At 59.5% G+C, this 16,510-nt stretch carries 19 protein-coding genes; 7 read left to right on the top strand and 12 right to left on the bottom strand.

The genetic code is table 11. The features are described 5' to 3' along the window. Window positions 1–14: 14 nt before the first annotated feature. From AC1P02_RS08955 to rpoE, 4 genes are all read right to left on the bottom strand, one after another. Window positions 15–476 carry a SoxR reducing system RseC family protein gene (locus AC1P02_RS08955; RefSeq protein WP_005318845.1) on the bottom strand — a complete coding sequence of 154 codons (462 nt, stop codon included), beginning with the start codon at window positions 474–476 and terminating at the stop codon, window positions 15–17. A gap of 93 nt (window positions 477–569) precedes the next feature. Then, window positions 570–1,550 carry a MucB/RseB C-terminal domain-containing protein gene (locus AC1P02_RS08950; protein WP_485185066.1) on the bottom strand — a complete coding sequence of 327 codons (981 nt, stop codon included), beginning with the start codon at window positions 1,548–1,550 and terminating at the stop codon, window positions 570–572. Between the two features lie 21 nt (window positions 1,551–1,571). Beyond that, on the bottom strand, window positions 1,572–2,165 hold the full coding sequence (locus AC1P02_RS08945; protein WP_219591262.1) for an RseA family anti-sigma factor: 594 nt from the start codon (window positions 2,163–2,165) through the stop codon (window positions 1,572–1,574). A 21-nt stretch (window positions 2,166–2,186) separates the two neighbouring features. Beyond that, on the bottom strand, window positions 2,187–2,768 hold the full coding sequence (rpoE, locus tag AC1P02_RS08940) for an RNA polymerase sigma factor RpoE (RefSeq protein ID WP_005318837.1): 582 nt from the start codon (window positions 2,766–2,768) through the stop codon (window positions 2,187–2,189). Window positions 2,769–2,950: 182 nt separating this feature from the next. Between rpoE and nadB the strand changes: the two genes are divergently transcribed. Next, window positions 2,951–4,558 (top strand): L-aspartate oxidase, encoded by a 1,608-nt coding sequence (nadB, locus tag AC1P02_RS08935; protein WP_021139195.1) that lies wholly within the window; start codon window positions 2,951–2,953, stop codon window positions 4,556–4,558. 83 nt (window positions 4,559–4,641) lie between these two features. Here the strand turns inward: nadB and AC1P02_RS08930 are convergent, their stop codons facing one another. Then, on the bottom strand, window positions 4,642–5,019 hold the full coding sequence (locus AC1P02_RS08930) for a porin (protein WP_234576157.1): 378 nt from the start codon (window positions 5,017–5,019) through the stop codon (window positions 4,642–4,644). 18 nt (window positions 5,020–5,037) lie between these two features. After that, window positions 5,038–5,307 carry an FAD assembly factor SdhE gene (gene sdhE, locus AC1P02_RS08925; protein ID WP_005318829.1) on the bottom strand — a complete coding sequence of 90 codons (270 nt, stop codon included), beginning with the start codon at window positions 5,305–5,307 and terminating at the stop codon, window positions 5,038–5,040. Window positions 5,308–5,420: 113 nt separating this feature from the next. Here sdhE and ygfZ point away from each other — a divergent pair, with 113 nt between their 5' ends. Further along, window positions 5,421–6,332 (top strand): tRNA-modifying protein YgfZ, encoded by a 912-nt coding sequence (gene ygfZ / locus AC1P02_RS08920; protein WP_485185062.1) that lies wholly within the window; start codon window positions 5,421–5,423, stop codon window positions 6,330–6,332. Between the two features lie 6 nt (window positions 6,333–6,338). Here the strand turns inward: ygfZ and AC1P02_RS08915 are convergent, their stop codons facing one another. Continuing rightward, a complete protein-coding gene (locus AC1P02_RS08915; RefSeq protein ID WP_485185061.1) occupies window positions 6,339–7,220 on the bottom strand; it encodes a LysR family transcriptional regulator in 882 nt (293 codons plus the stop codon). 136 nt (window positions 7,221–7,356) lie between these two features. Here AC1P02_RS08915 and AC1P02_RS08910 point away from each other — a divergent pair, with 136 nt between their 5' ends. Further along, window positions 7,357–7,794 (top strand): PACE efflux transporter, encoded by a 438-nt coding sequence (locus AC1P02_RS08910; protein WP_021139191.1) that lies wholly within the window; start codon window positions 7,357–7,359, stop codon window positions 7,792–7,794. Between the two features lie 95 nt (window positions 7,795–7,889). On the opposite strand, the gene AC1P02_RS08905 is transcribed toward AC1P02_RS08910, so the two are convergent. Further along, window positions 7,890–8,231, bottom strand: coding sequence for a hypothetical protein (locus AC1P02_RS08905; protein ID WP_005318822.1), 342 nt, complete (start codon window positions 8,229–8,231; stop codon window positions 7,890–7,892). A gap of 193 nt (window positions 8,232–8,424) precedes the next feature. Between AC1P02_RS08905 and cutA the strand changes: the two genes are divergently transcribed. From cutA to AC1P02_RS08885, 4 genes are all read left to right on the top strand, one after another. Continuing rightward, complete coding sequence (gene cutA / locus AC1P02_RS08900; RefSeq protein ID WP_485185058.1) at window positions 8,425–8,742, top strand: divalent-cation tolerance protein CutA; 318 nt, start codon at window positions 8,425–8,427, stop codon at window positions 8,740–8,742. Further along, complete coding sequence (locus AC1P02_RS08895; RefSeq protein ID WP_485185057.1) at window positions 8,739–10,535, top strand: protein-disulfide reductase DsbD; 1,797 nt, start codon at window positions 8,739–8,741, stop codon at window positions 10,533–10,535. The genes cutA and AC1P02_RS08895 overlap by 4 nt, the downstream gene beginning before the upstream one ends. Then, on the top strand, window positions 10,525–11,016 hold the full coding sequence (locus AC1P02_RS08890; protein WP_485185055.1) for a GNAT family N-acetyltransferase: 492 nt from the start codon (window positions 10,525–10,527) through the stop codon (window positions 11,014–11,016). The genes AC1P02_RS08895 and AC1P02_RS08890 overlap by 11 nt, the downstream gene beginning before the upstream one ends. Window positions 11,017–11,086: 70 nt before the next feature. Beyond that, complete coding sequence (locus AC1P02_RS08885; RefSeq protein WP_059112841.1) at window positions 11,087–11,500, top strand: hypothetical protein; 414 nt, start codon at window positions 11,087–11,089, stop codon at window positions 11,498–11,500. A gap of 42 nt (window positions 11,501–11,542) precedes the next feature. Here the strand turns inward: AC1P02_RS08885 and AC1P02_RS08880 are convergent, their stop codons facing one another. The 4 genes from AC1P02_RS08880 to epd form a co-directional block, all read right to left on the bottom strand. Beyond that, window positions 11,543–12,847, bottom strand: coding sequence for an NAD(P)/FAD-dependent oxidoreductase (locus tag AC1P02_RS08880; protein ID WP_485185053.1), 1,305 nt, complete (start codon window positions 12,845–12,847; stop codon window positions 11,543–11,545). 229 nt (window positions 12,848–13,076) lie between these two features. Further along, entirely contained in the window at window positions 13,077–14,156 is a 1,080-nt protein-coding gene (gene fbaA, locus AC1P02_RS08875; protein WP_005318811.1) for a class II fructose-bisphosphate aldolase, read from the bottom strand. 116 nt (window positions 14,157–14,272) lie between these two features. Further along, entirely contained in the window at window positions 14,273–15,436 is a 1,164-nt protein-coding gene (locus AC1P02_RS08870; RefSeq protein WP_212539576.1) for a phosphoglycerate kinase, read from the bottom strand. Between the two features lie 61 nt (window positions 15,437–15,497). Next, window positions 15,498–16,508: an erythrose-4-phosphate dehydrogenase gene (gene epd, locus AC1P02_RS08865; RefSeq protein ID WP_059168290.1), complete on the bottom strand. Its 1,011-nt coding sequence runs from the start codon at window positions 16,506–16,508 to the stop codon at window positions 15,498–15,500. Window positions 16,509–16,510 lie beyond the last annotated feature (2 nt).

Below are 16,510 nucleotides of genomic sequence, written 5' to 3'. Positions count from 1 at the left end.
ACAGGCCTGCACGCTCAGGAGAGGTTGCGGGTATGGAGTACCACACCCAGCATGCGGGGGCCGTATGCCCCCTGTTCGAGTCGAGTGGAAAAGTAACGAACCAGTGAAAATCCGATGACGCCACCCAGCAGGCAACTGAGGATGGTGATCCCCTCCCCGCCCGCCAGCAAGGGTACCAACCAGAGCTGACCGAGCAGGGCGCCCGCCAGCAGACAGAACAGCGGCAATACATACACCAGTGCAGCACCCCGCAGGATGCTCGCCTGGGGAATACCGAGCCTCACTTGCTGACCAACGCTCACCTCGGCGGTGAGGGCAATCCGCAGTCGTTGCTGCTTCATCACAAACGCCTTGGCAACCGTGCCGGTACCGCAGTTGGATTGTTGATGGCAACTGCTGCAGGCGGAGCGCCGTTCGCACTCCACCCAGGCATGCTGTCCATCAATGGCCACCACGGTTGCCAGCTCTTCGCTCATTTCACTCACAAGACGGTTCCACAATAACGAGGGAAAGATTGACCCCATCTGAACATGACTGACCCGCTCGGGCAAGCGAGCATGTGCAGGCGACTACTGTACAGTCTCATTGCGAGCCAACGGTTGCACCGACTCGGCGATACGTTTCGCTGTGTCGGCCGGTACTTCGCCGACGACTGTGATCTCGACCCCCACATCGTTGACGTAGCTCACCAGCGAAGTAGCGCCTTGGCGGATCAGCTGCTGACGCACCGCCTGCTTGGGATCAACCCTGGCCACATAGACGGAGAGATCCACCAGCCCATCGGAGAGCATCATGTAATCGACCGGCAAACTGGTGGTCACCAGTTGATGCCTGTCCTGAGACAATACCTTGAAACCATCCGGCAACCAGGTCAGGCGCCAGTTAAGCGTCTGCTGCGGCGCCGGATAGGCATCCTCCAGCGCCAGCGCCTGGGGCAGCTTGCTGCCGGCCAGCTTCACCAGCCAGGGCGCAGGCGCGCTCAGCCTGTCCAGATCCACCCCCAGCACCTGCTCGACCAGATTGCCTTCCCGATCCACCATGTCCACCCGCAGCAAGAGGCTGCTCTGTTCATCGATCCAGAGCATGAAGCCATACTTGTCTGCCTCTTTGGGGACCAGCCTGACCACTTGCGCCACCAGACCGGCTACCCGACTGCGGCCGGCCAGAACGGGATCATAACTTTCCAGCACACGGGACAACGGCATGTTTACCAGCGTCGCCCAAACACCGGGGAAGCGGGCGCCTTTGAGGGTGTAGGGTTCGTGGGTATTTTCGAAGAAGGTGAACTCGTCCTGACGCTGCAGGTACTCTATGGTCTTGCCGTCGAGATAGCTCAGATGAGCCACCTCCTTGCCATCGATCACCCCATGGCTGAAACGTATGGGTTCGAGGCGCCCCTGACGGGCCTTGACCATGGATAATTCGAAATTTTGTTGCGAAACGGCACTCTGCATCTGCTGCAACAAGGCCTCGGCCGACTTATCGTCGGCCGAGGCCTTGGCACAAATCAGCAGGAGAGAGGCCAGCAAAATACGGCTGGACTGGCGCACGGTCTGATCCCTAAAAATGCGTTATTCCTGAATCTGCTTGTCTTGCAGCAGACGCTGTTGCAACTGGTGGTCACGCAGGAAGGCATTGATACGCTCACGCTGCTCCTGCATCTGTTGCTCGCTCAACCCTTGCTGGCGGGTGGAAGCCCGGTTGCCATCTTGCGGGTAGTGCACACTCACTGGCGAGGCACTGCCACCGACAGGAATGGTGTTGAGCACAGGGTTGGTCGGTATGCCATCCTGACCCTGATACTGCTGCACCCCGAAGATGACGGCAGCGGCGACAGACGCGGCGATGGCGTATTGCCCCACCTGTTGACCAACCCGGCGAAACAGCGGAACCACCTTGGCTGCAGTGTGAACCTGCGGTGCAGTTGGCTTGCTCTCCACCGGCTTGGGCGCAAGTATGGTGGGCTCGTCTTCCAGTGCAGCCATGATGCTGTCACTGAGATCCAGTTGCAGATTGACCGGCAGGTCACCCCGCATGGCATCACCGATCAAGTGGTAACGAGACCAGGTATCTTGCAGCGCCGGATCCATTCCCAGCTCGCCAAGAACCTCAACATCGCTCAAGTCACCATCTATCAGGGCCGAGAGTTGCTCTTTAGTTGCCATAGTTAACCTGTCTTTCCCCAGTTAATTCTCGATCAGAGGTTTCAGCTTTTTATCGATTGCTTCCCTCGCCCGGAAGATGCGGGATCTCACCGTACCCACCGGACAATCCATGATTTCGGCAATCTCTTCGTAGCTCAGCCCTTCCAGTTCGCGAAGGGTGATGGCTGTCCTCAAGTCTTCAGGCAAAGCTTCTATGGCGGAAAACACGGTACGCTTGATCTCGTCGGTCAGCGCCAGGTTTTCCGGTGTGGCAATCTCTTGCAAGGCTTCGCCACCACCATAGTATTCTGCCTCGTCCGCCTCTACATCACTGCTGGGCGGCCTGCGCCCCTGAGAGGTCAGATAATTTTTGGCCGTATTCACGGCGATTCGGTACAACCAGGTGTAAAACGCGCTCTCGCCACGGAATGTCGGCAACGCCCGGTAGGCTTTGATAAACGCCTCCTGCGCCACATCCGGCACATCGCCCGGATTGTTGACATACCTTGCAACCAGGTTGACCACTTTATGCTGGTATTTTTTTACCAACAGGTTGAATGCATTTTTATCGCCACGCTGGACCCGTTCAACCAGCTGTTCGTCCAGTAGATTCTGGTCGCTCATCAGAGCCGTAAAACCCCCATCAGGTTATCGTTTTTCTTTTCCGGCCCTTCCTAAGCGCACAAGTTCAGACAGGAGGAATCAGGGAAAGTTCGGTTGCATTGAAAAAAATGTGACGCAGGCTGCATCACCGCCCTCGCTTGGGCTACCATGGTGCCAGTTCTTAATCCAGGCCAATGATACTTATGAAAGCAAGTGTTGAATACCTTTGCGATGTACTGATCATTGGCAGCGGTGCCGCTGGTCTGTCCCTCGCGTTGCGGTTGGCAGACCAGGCCAAAGTCCTGGTTCTGAGCAAGGGGCCCATCAGTGAGGGGGCCACTCTCTATGCGCAAGGAGGCATCGCTGCCGTTTTCGACGAAACCGACAGCATCGAATCCCACGTGAGCGACACGCTCAACGCCGGGGCAGGGTTGTGTGACCCTGCCGTGGTGGAGTTCACCGCCCGCAACGCCCGCGAATCCATCCAGTGGCTGATCAAGCAGGGGGTTCCCTTCGATCAGGAGGAGGACGCCGAGGGAGAGTCCCACTATCACCTGACCCGTGAAGGGGGCCACAGCCATCGCCGCATCTTCCATGCGGCCGATGCCACCGGCAAGGCGGTGCAGCTCACCCTGATCGATCAGGTGCGCTCCCACCCCAATATCCAGCTGATGGAACGCTTCAACGCGGTCGACCTCATCACCACCCGCAAGCTCAACCTGCCGGGCAACAAGGTGCTGGGCGCCTACGTCTGGAACCGCAACGCCGAGCAGGTCGAGGTGATCCGCGCCCGCTTCGTGGCGCTGGCTACCGGCGGTGCCTCCAAGGTGTATCAGTACACCTCCAACCCGGACGTGAGCTCGGGTGACGGCATCGCCATGGCGTGGCGCGCCGGCTGCCGGGTAGCGAACCTGGAGTTCAACCAGTTCCACCCCACCAGCCTGTTCCACCCCGATGACCCCAACTTCCTGCTGACCGAAGCCCTGCGCGGGGAAGGTGCCTATCTGCGCCGTCCCGACGGCAGCCGCTTCATGCTGGAGTTCGATGAGCGGGCCGAGCTGGCCCCGCGGGACATAGTCGCCCGCGCCATCGACCACGAGATGAAACGCCTCGGTGCCGACTGCATGTATCTGGACATCAGCCACAAGCCGGCTGATTTCATCATCAAGCACTTCCCGACCATCCACGAGCGCTGCATGGCGGTCGGCATCGACATCACCAGGGAGCCGATGCCCATAGTCCCGGCGGCCCACTACACCTGTGGCGGCGTGATGATCGACAACAATGGCCAGACCGACATTCCCGGTCTCTATGCCATTGGCGAAGTGACCTACACGGGTCTGCACGGTGCCAACCGCATGGCCTCCAACTCCTTGCTCGAGTGCGTGGTCTATGCCCATCAGGCGGGAGCCGACATCATGGCCAAGTTGCCCATGAGCGTGGAACCGCCCCATCTGCCCGCTTGGGATGAGAGCAAGGTGGACGACTCGGACGAACAAGTCGTTATCCAGCACAACTGGCACGAGCTGCGACTGATGATGTGGGACTATGTGGGGATAGTGCGTACCAACAAACGTCTCGCTCGCGCCAAGCGCCGTATCGACATGCTCAAGCAGGAAGTACAGGAGTACTACGCCAACTTCCGCGTTTCCAACAACCTGCTGGAACTGCGCAACCTGCTGCAGGTGGCCGAGCTCATCGTCAACTGCGCACTGCAGCGCAAGGAGTCACGCGGCCTGCACTACAACCTGGATTATCCGGACATGCAACCAGACTCCAAACCCACGGTGCTGACCCCGGAGCGGGAGTAATCACCCGCTAGCCGTCACCCAGATGACCTCGCCCCGGCGGGGTCATTTGCTATGAGGGAGAAGGGTTGAAACAGGCAGGATGATTAACGGGCGGGTGGCGTTAGCCTGATGGCGCGGGCCAGCGCCCTGTAATGTTCCGGTGCGAGTGCGTCGGAGAAGAGCCAGAGACGGGCATCAGGCCTGTCGCTTGCCACCAGTTGCAGCCAGAGTACACCGGGCAGGACGCGACTGCGCGCCCCCAGCTGGTAGCGATAACCCTGCCACACCAGCCACTGCCCATCCCACTCCAGCAAACCGGCCATACGGCTGGCACCCTGCCAGGCAAGCCAGAGCCCCGCCAACCAGCAGGGGAGCAGCAGTGCCCACTGCCAACCATGGATCAGACTGGCCACAGGCCACAACAGCAGCAGAAACAGGATCAGCAGCAGGATACGCTGCTGCCGGGAGGGAATGACGGGCATGTAAACCCGCATACGGGATCAGCTCAGGCTATCGTGACGAGCCTGATTGCGTTCAAGGATCAGGGCGATCATGGCGGCAAACGCGGGATCGGCAGGAACGCCGTGGCCCATGCACCACTTGAACAAGTCAGGGTCATCGCTCTCCAGCAAACGGATGAAGGTCTGCTGCTGCTCGTCACTCAAGCTGTCGAACTCGTGTTCAAAGAACGGCATAAAGATCACATCCAGCTCGAGCATGCCACGACGGCAGGCCCACTTCAGGCGGGATTTTTCAATTGGGCTCAACATGGAACTCTCCTTACAAAGACCCGAGGATGGTAACAGCTGGATTTTCCGGCTGACAAACATTCCTTACGTCTTTACCATGCAGGTCACATACTTTCTGTCTCTGGAATACCATCGTGAGCCTGCAAACGCCTGTTTTTCCTGCCGAGCCAACCCTTTTCCCCCTGACCGATCTCGCCATCACCAGCCTGACCGGTGCAGATCGCGTCAAGTATCTGCAAGGCCAGGTCACCTGCGATGTCAATGCACTGCAACCGGGCCAAAGCACGCTGGGCGGCCACTGCGATGCCAAGGGCAAGCTGTGGAGCGACTTTCGTCTGCTCTGTCTGAGCGATCGCCTGCTGATACTGACCAAGCCCTCTGTGCTGGCGCGTCAGTTGCCCGAACTCAAGAAGTTTGCGGTGTTTGCCAAGGTCGAGATCGCCGAAAACCATGGTCAGGCAGTTGGCGTGGCTGGCCAGGGCACGGATAAGTGGATGGCGGCCCGATTTGCCGTGTCACAAACCGGCCTGATCGACGATGGCATGGCAGTGCAGATTGAAGCGGATCGCTGGCTGCTGGTGAGCGAGCAACCACTGACAATCGACTTGCCTGCCGGTAGCGAATCACTCTGGTGGGGACTGGATATCAAGGCCGGCATCCCCCATCTGGAAGCCGTGCATCAGGGGGAGTACATACCCCAGATGTTGAACCTGCAGGCACTGGAGGGCATCAGCTTCACCAAGGGCTGCTACATGGGACAGGAGACTGTCGCCCGCGCCAAATATCGCGGGTCCAACAATCGCGCCCTGTTCGTGCTGGCCGGGACTGCCAGCGAACCCGTCGCCTGTGGCGATGCCCTGGAGATCCAGCTCGGTGACAACTGGCGACGCAGCGGCATGGTGCTCAACGTCTGGCAACAGGCAGATCAGGTGTGGATCACGGCCGTGCTGCCCAAGGATACAGAGGCCGATGCCCATTTTCGTTTCAAGCAGGAGGAGGCCTCCAGCCTTGCTCTGCAAGCCCTGCCCTACTCGCTGACCGAGTAAGGTCGGCTAACGAGGCACCCGCGCCAGCAGTGCCTCCTTGAGCCAGCGCCCCGCCTGCCCCAGCGGGCGGGCGCGATACCATTGCAGCTCAAGTGCCAGCTCGGCCAGCGCAATAAAGTCCGGATTGAGCACCACTACCTCCCCTCGCGCCAGCGGCCGGTGCAACAGAAAATCCGGCACTGATGCCCAACCCAACCCCAGCTTGACCAGCTCCAAAATGCCCAGATCCCCCTCCACCCACCACACCTGTGCCGAGAGGCGAAAACGGTGGCGCTCCGTGCCTTCCCGTCGCCCCGTCACCATCAGCTGGCGGGCCCCTTGCAAGTCGCTCTCTCGCAGTGGCGTCTTGCGGGCCAGCGGATGAACGGGGGAGACCACCAACGGCATCTTGACGGAGCCCAGTGAACAGGAGGCGAGCTCCCACTCAGGCCGTTCCTTCTGATAGCTGATGCCAAGCTGGGCCCGGCCGCTTTTGAGCAGTTCGGTCACATCCTCCATCAAAGGAAACAGCAACTCCAGCTCGACGCCGGGGTAGCGGGTGGCGAACTCCTCCAACAAGGAGCCAAGCCAGGGCAGATGAGAGTCATCATCGATGGCCAGGGTGAGCCTAGACTCTACGCCTGCGGCCAGCTCACCGGCGATCGCCTGCAAGCGCTCGCTTTGGGCCAGCAAGATAGTGGCCTCCTGATGGATGCGGGTGCCCGCCTCCGTCAGCACGGGATAGCGGGCAGAGCGATCAAATAGTTCCAGCCCGAGATCTATCTCCAGGTTGGAGATGGCCGTACTGACCACAGACTGCGCCTTGCCCAGCTTGCGGGCCGCCGCCGAGAAGGAGCCAGTCTCTGCTGCCGCCAGCAGCGCCTTGAGTTGTTCCAGCGAGGGGTTCATCCGGTTGCTCCTGTCATGACCTGGTTGCGCGCCAACCTATCTATTTTGTCGATAGATACCAACGTGAACCTATCACAAATTCGCGATAAATTGGCCACCATAGACACTCAGACACAGATAGATAGAGAGACAGATCATGCGTAATACCCGTGACCGCCTGCGCCATGCCATTGGCTTCGAACTGATTGGCCTGCTGATCGCCGCCCCCCTGGCAAGCTGGATCACTGGCGTAGGACTCAACCATATGGGGCCGCTGGCGTTGTTCTTCTCGGTGCTCGCCACCGTCTGGAACTACGTCTACAACATCGGCGTGGACAAACTGCTGCTCAAGTATCAGGGTCACACCCACAAGACGCTGTGGCAACGGGTATGGCATGCCATGGGCTTCGAGGGTGGATTGCTGTTTGTCGCCTTGCCAGTGATGGCCTGGTGGCTCGAAATCAGCATGATGGAGGCGCTGGTGCTGGATCTGGGCTTCGTGCTGTTCTACCTGGTCTATGCCTTCATCTACAACTGGAGCTATGACAAGGTCTTTCCGATACCGGGCCAGGTACAGCAGAACGCACTGGGCTAAACGGCAGGAAAATAAAGCGGGGAACACTAGGCACCATCATGCAACTGGCATGATGGTGCTGGAGGAAGACAAGCCCGCAAGGCCTGCCGCAGCGTTCAGGCTTGCGCCTTCAGCTCTTCGGTCGGGGCATCCGCCTCGGCCGACTCCTGGGTCAGCATGGCCTCGAGGTCGCTCTGGTACTGGTTCAGCAGGCGCTGGGCCGCCACCATGTCACCCTTGTGCAGACGTTCGAACAGATGGTGTTGCACCACGCCGTTGAGATACTCCACCGTGACGGGTTGCTCCAGGGTAGCCAGCAGCTCCTCTTTTTCCAGCTCGGCATTGATTTCATCGGCACTGGTACGCAGCAGACCGGCCAGTTGCACCAACATACGGCGCTCACCTTCGCGCAACAGGCTCAACATGCGGTTTCTCTGCTGCTCATTCTGTTGGGTCATACATTTCCTTACGTCGAATGGGAACAAGCCCGCTCATTCTGCCTTGTCCCTTTGACAGCGTCTATCTCATGCCCCCCACTTATTTTCATGTCGAGCCGATAAAGCCCGTCAGATGCTATTTACCCCGTCGCTAGGTATAGTAGCCGCTGGTTTAAAGGCGCCCTGCCGCCTCGAACGGATGAGAAATTTCACCATGACAGATGCCATTCTGGTGCTTTGCACCTGCCCGGATGAGGCGAGCGCCGACCTCATCAGCGAACAACTGCTGAACCAGCGGCTGGCGACCTGCATCAATCAGCTGCCCGGCCTCACCTCCGTCTATCGCTGGCAGGGGCAGATCGAACGGGCACGGGAGATCCAGCTCATCATCAAGTCGCGGGCCTCCCTGTTCGAACTCTTGCGCCTATGCATCCTCAGCCATCACCCCTATGAGGTGCCGGAGATCCTGGCACTCCCGACAAGCCAGGGCCATCAGCCCTATCTCGACTGGTTAACACAGGAAACCTCATGACACTGTCTCGCCTGCTCTCCCCCCTGCTTGTGCTCTTCGCCCTGCTGCTGTCCACCCTGAGTGTGACGCCGGTTCAGGCCAGCAGTGACAGTCTGCTGAGCGCCCTCGGTATCGAGGCCAACGCCCAGCCCAAGTTTCTGAAAGTCGACGACGCCTTCGCGCTCGAGAGTGAACAGCAAGGCAACCAGCTATTGCTGACCCTGCGCATCGCCGATAACTACTATCTCTACCGCCACAGCTTTCGCTTCAAGGGCGAGAACCTCGCCTTCAGTGAGCCCGTCTTGCCCGCCGGGGCAGAGCATGAGGATGACTTCTTCGGCAAGACCCGGGTCTACTACCGTGAGGTGCAGATCCCCATCACCCTGACCGAGGCGAGCCAGCAGGCCAGCCTCACCGTCAGCTATCAGGGCTGTACCGACGGCCTCTGCTACCCGCCCACCGACAAGCAGATTGCGGTGCAGCCTGTCGTTGCTAACGATACAGGTCCGGCCACCACCGATGACATGACCCGCGCCCCAGCCAGCAGTCAGCAGGATCAACTTGCCGCGGCCCTCGGCAGCCAGGGCTTCTGGCTCAGCATCGCCGCCTTCTTCGCGCTGGGGCTGGGGCTCGCCTTCACCCCCTGCGTCTTCCCCATGTACCCCATTTTGACCGGCATCATAGCTGGCGCGGGTCATAGGCTCTCCACCGGCCGCGCCTTCCTGCTCTCCTTCGTCTATGTGCAGGGAATGGCGGTGACCTATACCCTGCTCGGGCTGGTGGTAGCGTCGGCAGGCTTGAAATTCCAGGCTGCGTTGCAGCACCCCTATGTGCTGATCGGGCTCTCCGTCATGTTCGTGCTGCTGGCGTTCTCCATGTTCGGGCTCTACACCCTGCAACTGCCGAGCAGCCTGCAAACCCGCTTGAGCGGCCTCTCCAACCGCCAACAGGGAGGCTCTGTACTCGGGGTCGGCATCATGGGGATGATCTCGGGCCTGGTCTGCTCCCCCTGCACCACGGCACCGCTCTCCGGCGCCCTGATTTACGTGGCTCAAAGCGGCGATCTCTGGCTCGGCGGTGCAGCCCTCTATGCCCTGTCGCTCGGGATGGGACTGCCGTTGCTGCTGCTCGGCACCTCGGGGGGCAAGTTGCTGCCCAGAGCGGGCGCCTGGATGGATGTGATCAAGCAACTCTTTGGTTTTGCACTATTGGCGGTACCCATACTGCTGCTGTCGCGGCTCTGGAGCGACCAGGTTGCCACCCTCGCCTGGCTCGGCTGGGGGCTGCTGCTGTGCGGCTACCTCTATCACCACAACCAGCATCGCGCCCACTCGGTCGGCAAGAGTCTCGGCGGCTTTGTGCTGTTGCTGGCGATGATGAGCCTGGTGGTGGTAGGCAAGGATCTGCTGCTGCCCGTGCCCGGCGTCAAGGCCAGCGCCGAGACCCAGGCGCCCCAATTTATCCGCATCAAGACCCTGGACGATCTCAAGACGCAACTCGCCGCCGCCCGCGGCACACCTGTGCTGCTGGACCTCTACGCCGACTGGTGCGTGGCCTGCAAGGAGTTCGAGCACAAGACCTTCAGCGATCCCGCCGTGCGGGCGCGCTTCGATGACATGGTACTGCTGCAAGCGGACGTCACCACCAACGACGATGCCGATGTGGAGCTGCTCAACGGCCTGAACGTGCTGGGCCTGCCGACCCTGATCTTCTTCGACAGTGCCGGCCAGGAAGTGAGTGGCCAGCGGGTGACCGGCTTTATGGGGCCGGAAGCATTTGCCGGACACCTCGATAGGGTGCGCGATGCAAACTGAGTTGCGTCGGCTGCTGGCAACCGATGGTCCAGCCTTGCAGCGTCTGTTCGAACTTGCCCCTGCCTATCAGGCGGCCGTGAGTCATGAGCCCCTCTCCGCGCGAGCTGCGGAGGAAGCGCTAGTGGCATGTCCGCCCGACCTCTCGCTCTCTGACAAATATCTCATCGGTCGCTGGGAAGATGGGGAACTCACCGCAGTGGTCGATCTGCTGCGCGGCTATCCCGATCCTGCCACCGCTTATCTGGGTCTGTTGCTGGTGGGCGAACCCTGGCAAGGTAACGGCCGGGGTCAGGCGTTTTATCTCCACGCCTGCATGATGGCGCGCACCTGGGGGGCAACCCGGCTGCGCCTGTCGGTGATTGCCAGCAATGAGGCCGCCTTATCCTTTTGGCTGCGCAGAGGGTTCACCGAGTGCTATCGCCGCGAGCTAGCTGTCTATCGGGCCGAGGCCATAGTGCTGGAACGCACTCTGGAACCGTGAGCCGAGGTTTGCCACCGCACGTTGGCGTGGCACAATCTGCCCTCCCGTTTTGCACTTGTCCGGAGTTTTGATGAAAAAGTGGTTCATCCCCCTGCTGGCCCTCTGGCTATATGGTTGTTACGCAGGACCCGGTGAAGAGGCAATCCAGCATCAGGTCACCGCCAAACTCCAGTCTGACACAGACGACAATCTGTTCGAGATCAGTGACTTCGCCATTCTCGGCAAAGAAGAGCGGATGGAGGGCGTCTATCTGATCAAGGTGAGCTACCAGCTCCATTTCAAGCTGGGGCTGGATCAGTTGCAGGTACTGCACGACGAGGACCTGGTCTATGACAGGGTTGGTCCCTTCCAGCAAGAGATGGGACTGATGGAGCTGGAGCGCAAATATGGCGAATTCGAAGCCGGTCAGGTGCTGCAGCAAGAGACCGACGTCTGGATGATGAAAACCGAACAGGGCTGGCGTCTGGCCGAACCTGCTCAATAACGCCTCCCCACCCGCCCCCTTCGGGCCGCTTGCGCTCGCCCTTTACAACAGATCCTTCATCCGGTGCCACAGCATGCCGAGCGCCAGCAGGGGGGAGCGCAACGCCGGGCCACCGGGGAAGGTCATGTGGGGCACGCTACTGAACAGATCGAAGCCCCGGCTCTCGCCGCGGATCGCCTCTGCCACCAGCTTGGCCGCCATATGCGTGGCGTTGAGGCCATGACCTGAATAAGCCTGGGCATAGAAGACGTTGGGATGATCCTGCAAGCGGCCGATCTGCGGCAAGCGATTGGCCCCTATCCCTATCATGCCGCCCCACTGAAACTCGATGGCCGTCCCCGCCAACTCGGGAAAGACTCTCAGCAGCTTGGGCAACATGAAGGCCTTGATGTCTCGCGGGTCTCTTCCCGAGTAGTTGCAGGCACCACCAAACAACAGGCGACCATCGGCGGAGAGGCGATAGTAGTCGAGCGCCACGTTCTGATCGCACACAGCCATATTCTGCGGCAACAAGCGCTGGCGCAGCCGCTTTTCCAGCACCTCAGTGGCGAGAATGTAAGAGCCCGCCGGTAGCACCCTCCCCCCCAGTTCGGGATTGAGATCATTGAGGTAAGCGTTGCAACCGATCACCAGATAATCGGCACTCACCCGGCCACGGGCCGTGGTGATCTGCACCCGCTTGCCATAGTCGATATGGGCCACTCGGGAGTGCTCGAACAGAGCGACACCCAGGCTGGCGGCGGCGCGCGCTTCACCCAGCGCCAGATTGAGGGGATGCAGGTGACCCGAGCCCATGTCGATCATGCCGCCAATATAGCGCTCCGACCCCACCACTGAGTGGATCTCCTCCCGTGGCACCAGCTTGATCTCGTGCTGATAACCCAGGCTGGCCAGATGTGCCGCCTCTTCCTCAAATCCGGCAAGATGGCGCTGACGGGTAGCGAGGTCGCAGTAACCCCAGGTGAGATCGCAGTCGATGTTGAAGTGCTCGATGCGCTCTCGCACCAGCTGCACCGCCTCCAACCCCATCAGATCCAGCTCCCGTACTCCCTGCTCGCCGATACAGCGGGCGAACTGGCTGGTATCGTGGCCTATGCCACGAATGAGCTGGCCGCCGTTGCGACCGGACGCCCCCCAGCCGATGCGGTTTGCCTCCAGCAGGGCCACCTTGTAGCCCGCCTGTGCCAGGTTGATGGCGGTATTGAGGCCGGTAAAGCCGCCACCAATGATGCAGACATCGACATTCAGCTCACCGCCAAGTTCTGGCCACTGCTGATTGTCGTTGCGGGTGGCCGCATAATAGGAGGCCACATGTTCCTGATATCCGTTGAACTTTCCTGCCTGCATACTCAGCATCCCGCCTTGGTGACCATGTGTTTACTAAAATAAACGACCTGTCATCGATAATACCCAGCCCCCCGCCACCAATCCAGTCCATGAGGATCACAGAAATGCAAAAGGCATCCCGGGGGATACCTTTTGCTTCGGTCACGCCGTGGGGCTGATGACCGCAACCCACAAATACAAAAGGCGCCCCGAAGGGCGCCTTTGCATGCAATCAAGATACGGTAACGAATTACAGTACGTTGATGGCGTTCAGGTCGGAGAAGGCTTTCTCCAGACGGGCGATCATGGAAGTCTGACCGGCACGCAGCCATACGCGCGGATCGTAGAACTTCTTGTTCGGCTTGTCAGCGCCTTCCGGGTTGCCCAGCTGACCTTGCAGGTAAGCTTCGTTGGTCTTGTAGAAGTGCAGCAGACCTTCCCAAGTTGCCCACTGGGTGTCGGTGTCGATGTTCATCTTCACTACGCCGTAGGAGATGGACTCGCGGATCTCTTCCAGAGTGGAACCTGAGCCACCGTGGAATACGAAGTCCAGAGACTTGGCAGGCAGACCAAACTTCTCGGAAACGAATTTCTGGGAAGCGTCCAGGATGGACGGGGTCAGCTTGACGTTACCCGGCTTGTATACGCCGTGCACGTTGCCGAAGGAGGCAGCGATGGTGAAACGCGGGCTGATCTTGGACAGACGCTCATAGGCGTAAGCCACGTCTTCCGGCTGGGTGTACAGGGCGGATTGATCCATGTGGCTGTTGTCCACACCGTCTTCTTCGCCACCGGTGCAACCCAGTTCCAGCTCCAGAGTCATGTTCATCTTGGCCATGCGGGTCAGGTACTCGCAGCAGATGTCGATGTTCTCTTCCAGAGACTCTTCGGACAGATCCAGCATGTGGGAGGAGAACAGCGGCTTGCCGGTTTCAGCAAAGTGCTTCTCGCCTGCTTCCAGCAGACCGTCGATCCACGGCAGCAGCTTCTTGGCAGCGTGGTCGGTGTGCAGGATGACAGGTACACCGTAGGCTTCGGCAACGGCGTGAACATGCTTGGCACCAGAGATGGCACCGATGATGGCGGCTTGCTGGCCTTCCAGCTTCAGACCCTTGCCGGCGGTGAACACGGCACCACCGTTGGAGAACTGAACGATAACCGGCGCTTTGACCTTGGCAGCAGCTTCCAGTACGGCGTTGACGGAGTCGGTACCAACGCAGTTTACAGCTGGCAGAGCGAAGCCGTTCTCTTTGGCGATGGCGAACACTTTCTGAACGTCATCACCAGTGATCACGCCGGGTTTTACGAAGTCGAAAATTTTCTTAGACATGTTTAATCGTCCTGTTCTCGTATGCCGTTAATAAAAAATGGGGGGTTCATCATGAACCGGCACAGCGGCCACATGATAAACGAAACGGGAGGCTTTTGCCCCCCGTCCCGGGTCAATTAGGCTTTGGCGCGCTGTTCCAGCATCGCAACAGCCGGCAGTACCTTGCCTTCTACAAACTCCAGGAAGGCGCCGCCGCCAGTGGAGATGTAGGAGACTTTGTCGGCGATGCCGAACTTGTCGATGGCAGCCAGGGTGTCACCACCACCAGCGATGGAGAAGGCCGGAGAAGCAGCGATGGCTTCGGCGATCACCTTGGTACCTGCGGAGAACTGGTCGAACTCGAACACGCCGACCGGGCCGTTCCACAGAATGGTCTTGGCGTTCATGATGATGTCGGCCAGGGCCTTGGCAGAGTCAGGGCCGATGTCGAAGATCATGTCGCCGTCGGTCACGTCGGAGACGGACTTGATGGTGGCCGGAGTGTTTTCTGAGAACTCGGTACCCACGACCACGTCTGTGGTGACCGGAATGTTGGTCTCGGCAGCCAGTTTCTTGGCGGTGTCGAGCAGGTCGTGTTCACACAGAGACTTGCCGACGTTGTGACCGGCAGCAGCGATGAAGGTGTTGGCGATGCCACCACCGACCACCAGCTGGTCAGCGATCTTGGAGAGGGATTCCAGCACGGTCAGCTTGGTGGAGACCTTGGAGCCGCCAACGATGGCAACCATGGGGCGCTCGGGCTTGAGCATGGCTTTGCCCAGGGCTTCCAGTTCACCGGCCAGCAGCGGGCCTGCACAGGCGATCGGGGCAAATTGAGCCACACCGTAGGTAGAACCTTCGGCGCGGTGAGCAGTACCGAATGCATCCATTACAAAGACGTCACACAGGGCGGCGTATTTTTTGGCCAGCTCTTCGGTGTTCTTCTTCTCGCCTTTGTTGAAACGGCAGTTTTCCAGCACGACCAGCTCACCGGCGGCGACGTCTACGCCATCCAGGTAATCCTTGGCCAGGCGGACCGGGCAGGACAGAGCGTCTTTCAGATAGTTGACAACCGGAGCCAGGGAGAACTCTTCGTTGTATTCACCCTCGGTCGGGCGACCCAGGTGGGAGGTGATCATCAGCTTGGCGCCCTTTTCCAGAGCCAGCTTGATGGTCGGCAGCGTCGCCACGATACGTGCGTCGGAAGTGACCTTGCCGTCTTTTACCGGTACGTTCAGGTCAGCACGGATCAGAACGCGTTTACCCGCCAGATCCAGGTCGGTCATCTTGATAACAGACATATTCAGTCCTCTATATTTTCAGGTAATGTTAAAAACAGTAACCTTGCGCCCGTTCAGGCTCTCAGCCTGCGGCCATCATGGCCCGGGTGGTATCCAGCATACGGTTGGCGAAGCCCCATTCGTTATCGCACCACATCAACATCTTGACGAGGTTGGCATCGCTTACCCGTGTCTGGGTACCATCGATGATGCAGGAGTGTGCATCATGATTGAAGTCTACGGAGACCAATGGCTCCTCCGTGTAATCCAGAATACCGCTTAATGTACCTCTGGATGCCCGTTGCAGGGCTTGATTTACGTCAGTAACCGTCACTTTTTTACGAACAGTAATACTGAGATCCATTGCCGTTACGTTGATGGTCGGCACCCGTACCGCGATCGCCTCGAACTTGCCGGCGAAGTGGGGGAGGATTCGCTCCAACCCCTTTGCCAGCTTGGTATCCACCGGAATGATGGACTGGCTGGCAGCACGGGTTCGACGCAAGTCGCTGTGGTAGGCATCGATGACTTGCTGATCATGCATGGCCGAATGAATTGTCGTAATAGTACCACAATTTATCTCGAATTCTCGATGCAATGTTTCGATGACGGGCACCACGCAATTGGTGGTGCAGGAAGCGTTGGAGACGATCCGCTCCCTTCCCGTCAGCACCTGATGGTTCACTCCGTAGACGATGGTGGCATCCACATCCGCATCCGCCGGATGGGAGAAGAGCACCTTGCCCGCCCCCGCGCCCAGATGACGCTCGGCATCGGCCCGCGAGCCGAATACACCGGTGCAATCGAGCACCACATCCACCCCCAGCGCCCGCCAGGGCAGATTGGCGGGGTCCTGCTCGGCAAACAGGGAGATGAGATCCTCCCCCACCAGCATGCTGTGACCCGCCAGTTGTACCGGATAGCGGAAACGACCGTGGCTGGTGTCAAAACGCGTGAGGTGCACCATGGCTTCAGGCGCCGCCAGCTCGTTGATGGCAACTATCTTGATGTTCTTGTCGCGCCCGCTTTCATAAAGAGCACGTAGCACGTTGCGGCCGATCCGCCCGTACCCATTGATGGCAATCTTGATCATGA

It is taken from the genome of Aeromonas sp. TS_SC_11 (genome assembly GCF_057318915.1).
The sequence above is the reverse complement of the archived record's forward strand: the minus strand, read 5'-3'. Positions and strand labels throughout refer to the sequence as shown.

Excerpts from the sequence above, each read along its gene's own strand:
- cutA (WP_485185058.1), top strand. The coding sequence starts at position 8,425 with ATGACAGATGCCATTCTGGTGCTTTGCACCTGCCCGGATGAGGCGAGC.
- rpoE (WP_005318837.1), bottom strand. The coding sequence starts at position 2,768 with ATGAGCGACCAGAATCTACTGGACGAACAGCTGGTTGAACGGGTCCAG.
- AC1P02_RS08930 (WP_234576157.1), bottom strand. The coding sequence starts at position 5,019 with ATGCCCGTCATTCCCTCCCGGCAGCAGCGTATCCTGCTGCTGATCCTG.
- AC1P02_RS08945 (WP_219591262.1), bottom strand. The coding sequence starts at position 2,165 with ATGGCAACTAAAGAGCAACTCTCGGCCCTGATAGATGGTGACTTGAGC.
- AC1P02_RS08895 (WP_485185057.1), top strand. The coding sequence starts at position 8,739 with ATGACACTGTCTCGCCTGCTCTCCCCCCTGCTTGTGCTCTTCGCCCTG.
- AC1P02_RS08915 (WP_485185061.1), bottom strand. The coding sequence starts at position 7,220 with ATGAACCCCTCGCTGGAACAACTCAAGGCGCTGCTGGCGGCAGCAGAG.
- nadB (WP_021139195.1), top strand. The coding sequence starts at position 2,951 with ATGAAAGCAAGTGTTGAATACCTTTGCGATGTACTGATCATTGGCAGC.
- AC1P02_RS08885 (WP_059112841.1), top strand. The coding sequence starts at position 11,087 with ATGAAAAAGTGGTTCATCCCCCTGCTGGCCCTCTGGCTATATGGTTGT.
- AC1P02_RS08870 (WP_212539576.1), bottom strand. The coding sequence starts at position 15,436 with ATGTCTGTTATCAAGATGACCGACCTGGATCTGGCGGGTAAACGCGTT.
- fbaA (WP_005318811.1), bottom strand. The coding sequence starts at position 14,156 with ATGTCTAAGAAAATTTTCGACTTCGTAAAACCCGGCGTGATCACTGGT.
- AC1P02_RS08880 (WP_485185053.1), bottom strand. The coding sequence starts at position 12,847 with ATGCAGGCAGGAAAGTTCAACGGATATCAGGAACATGTGGCCTCCTAT.
- AC1P02_RS08905 (WP_005318822.1), bottom strand. The coding sequence starts at position 8,231 with ATGACCCAACAGAATGAGCAGCAGAGAAACCGCATGTTGAGCCTGTTG.
- epd (WP_059168290.1), bottom strand. The coding sequence starts at position 16,508 with ATGATCAAGATTGCCATCAATGGGTACGGGCGGATCGGCCGCAACGTG.
- sdhE (WP_005318829.1), bottom strand. The coding sequence starts at position 5,307 with ATGTTGAGCCCAATTGAAAAATCCCGCCTGAAGTGGGCCTGCCGTCGT.
- AC1P02_RS08910 (WP_021139191.1), top strand. The coding sequence starts at position 7,357 with ATGCGTAATACCCGTGACCGCCTGCGCCATGCCATTGGCTTCGAACTG.
- AC1P02_RS08890 (WP_485185055.1), top strand. The coding sequence starts at position 10,525 with ATGCAAACTGAGTTGCGTCGGCTGCTGGCAACCGATGGTCCAGCCTTG.
- AC1P02_RS08955 (WP_005318845.1), bottom strand. The coding sequence starts at position 476 with ATGAGCGAAGAGCTGGCAACCGTGGTGGCCATTGATGGACAGCATGCC.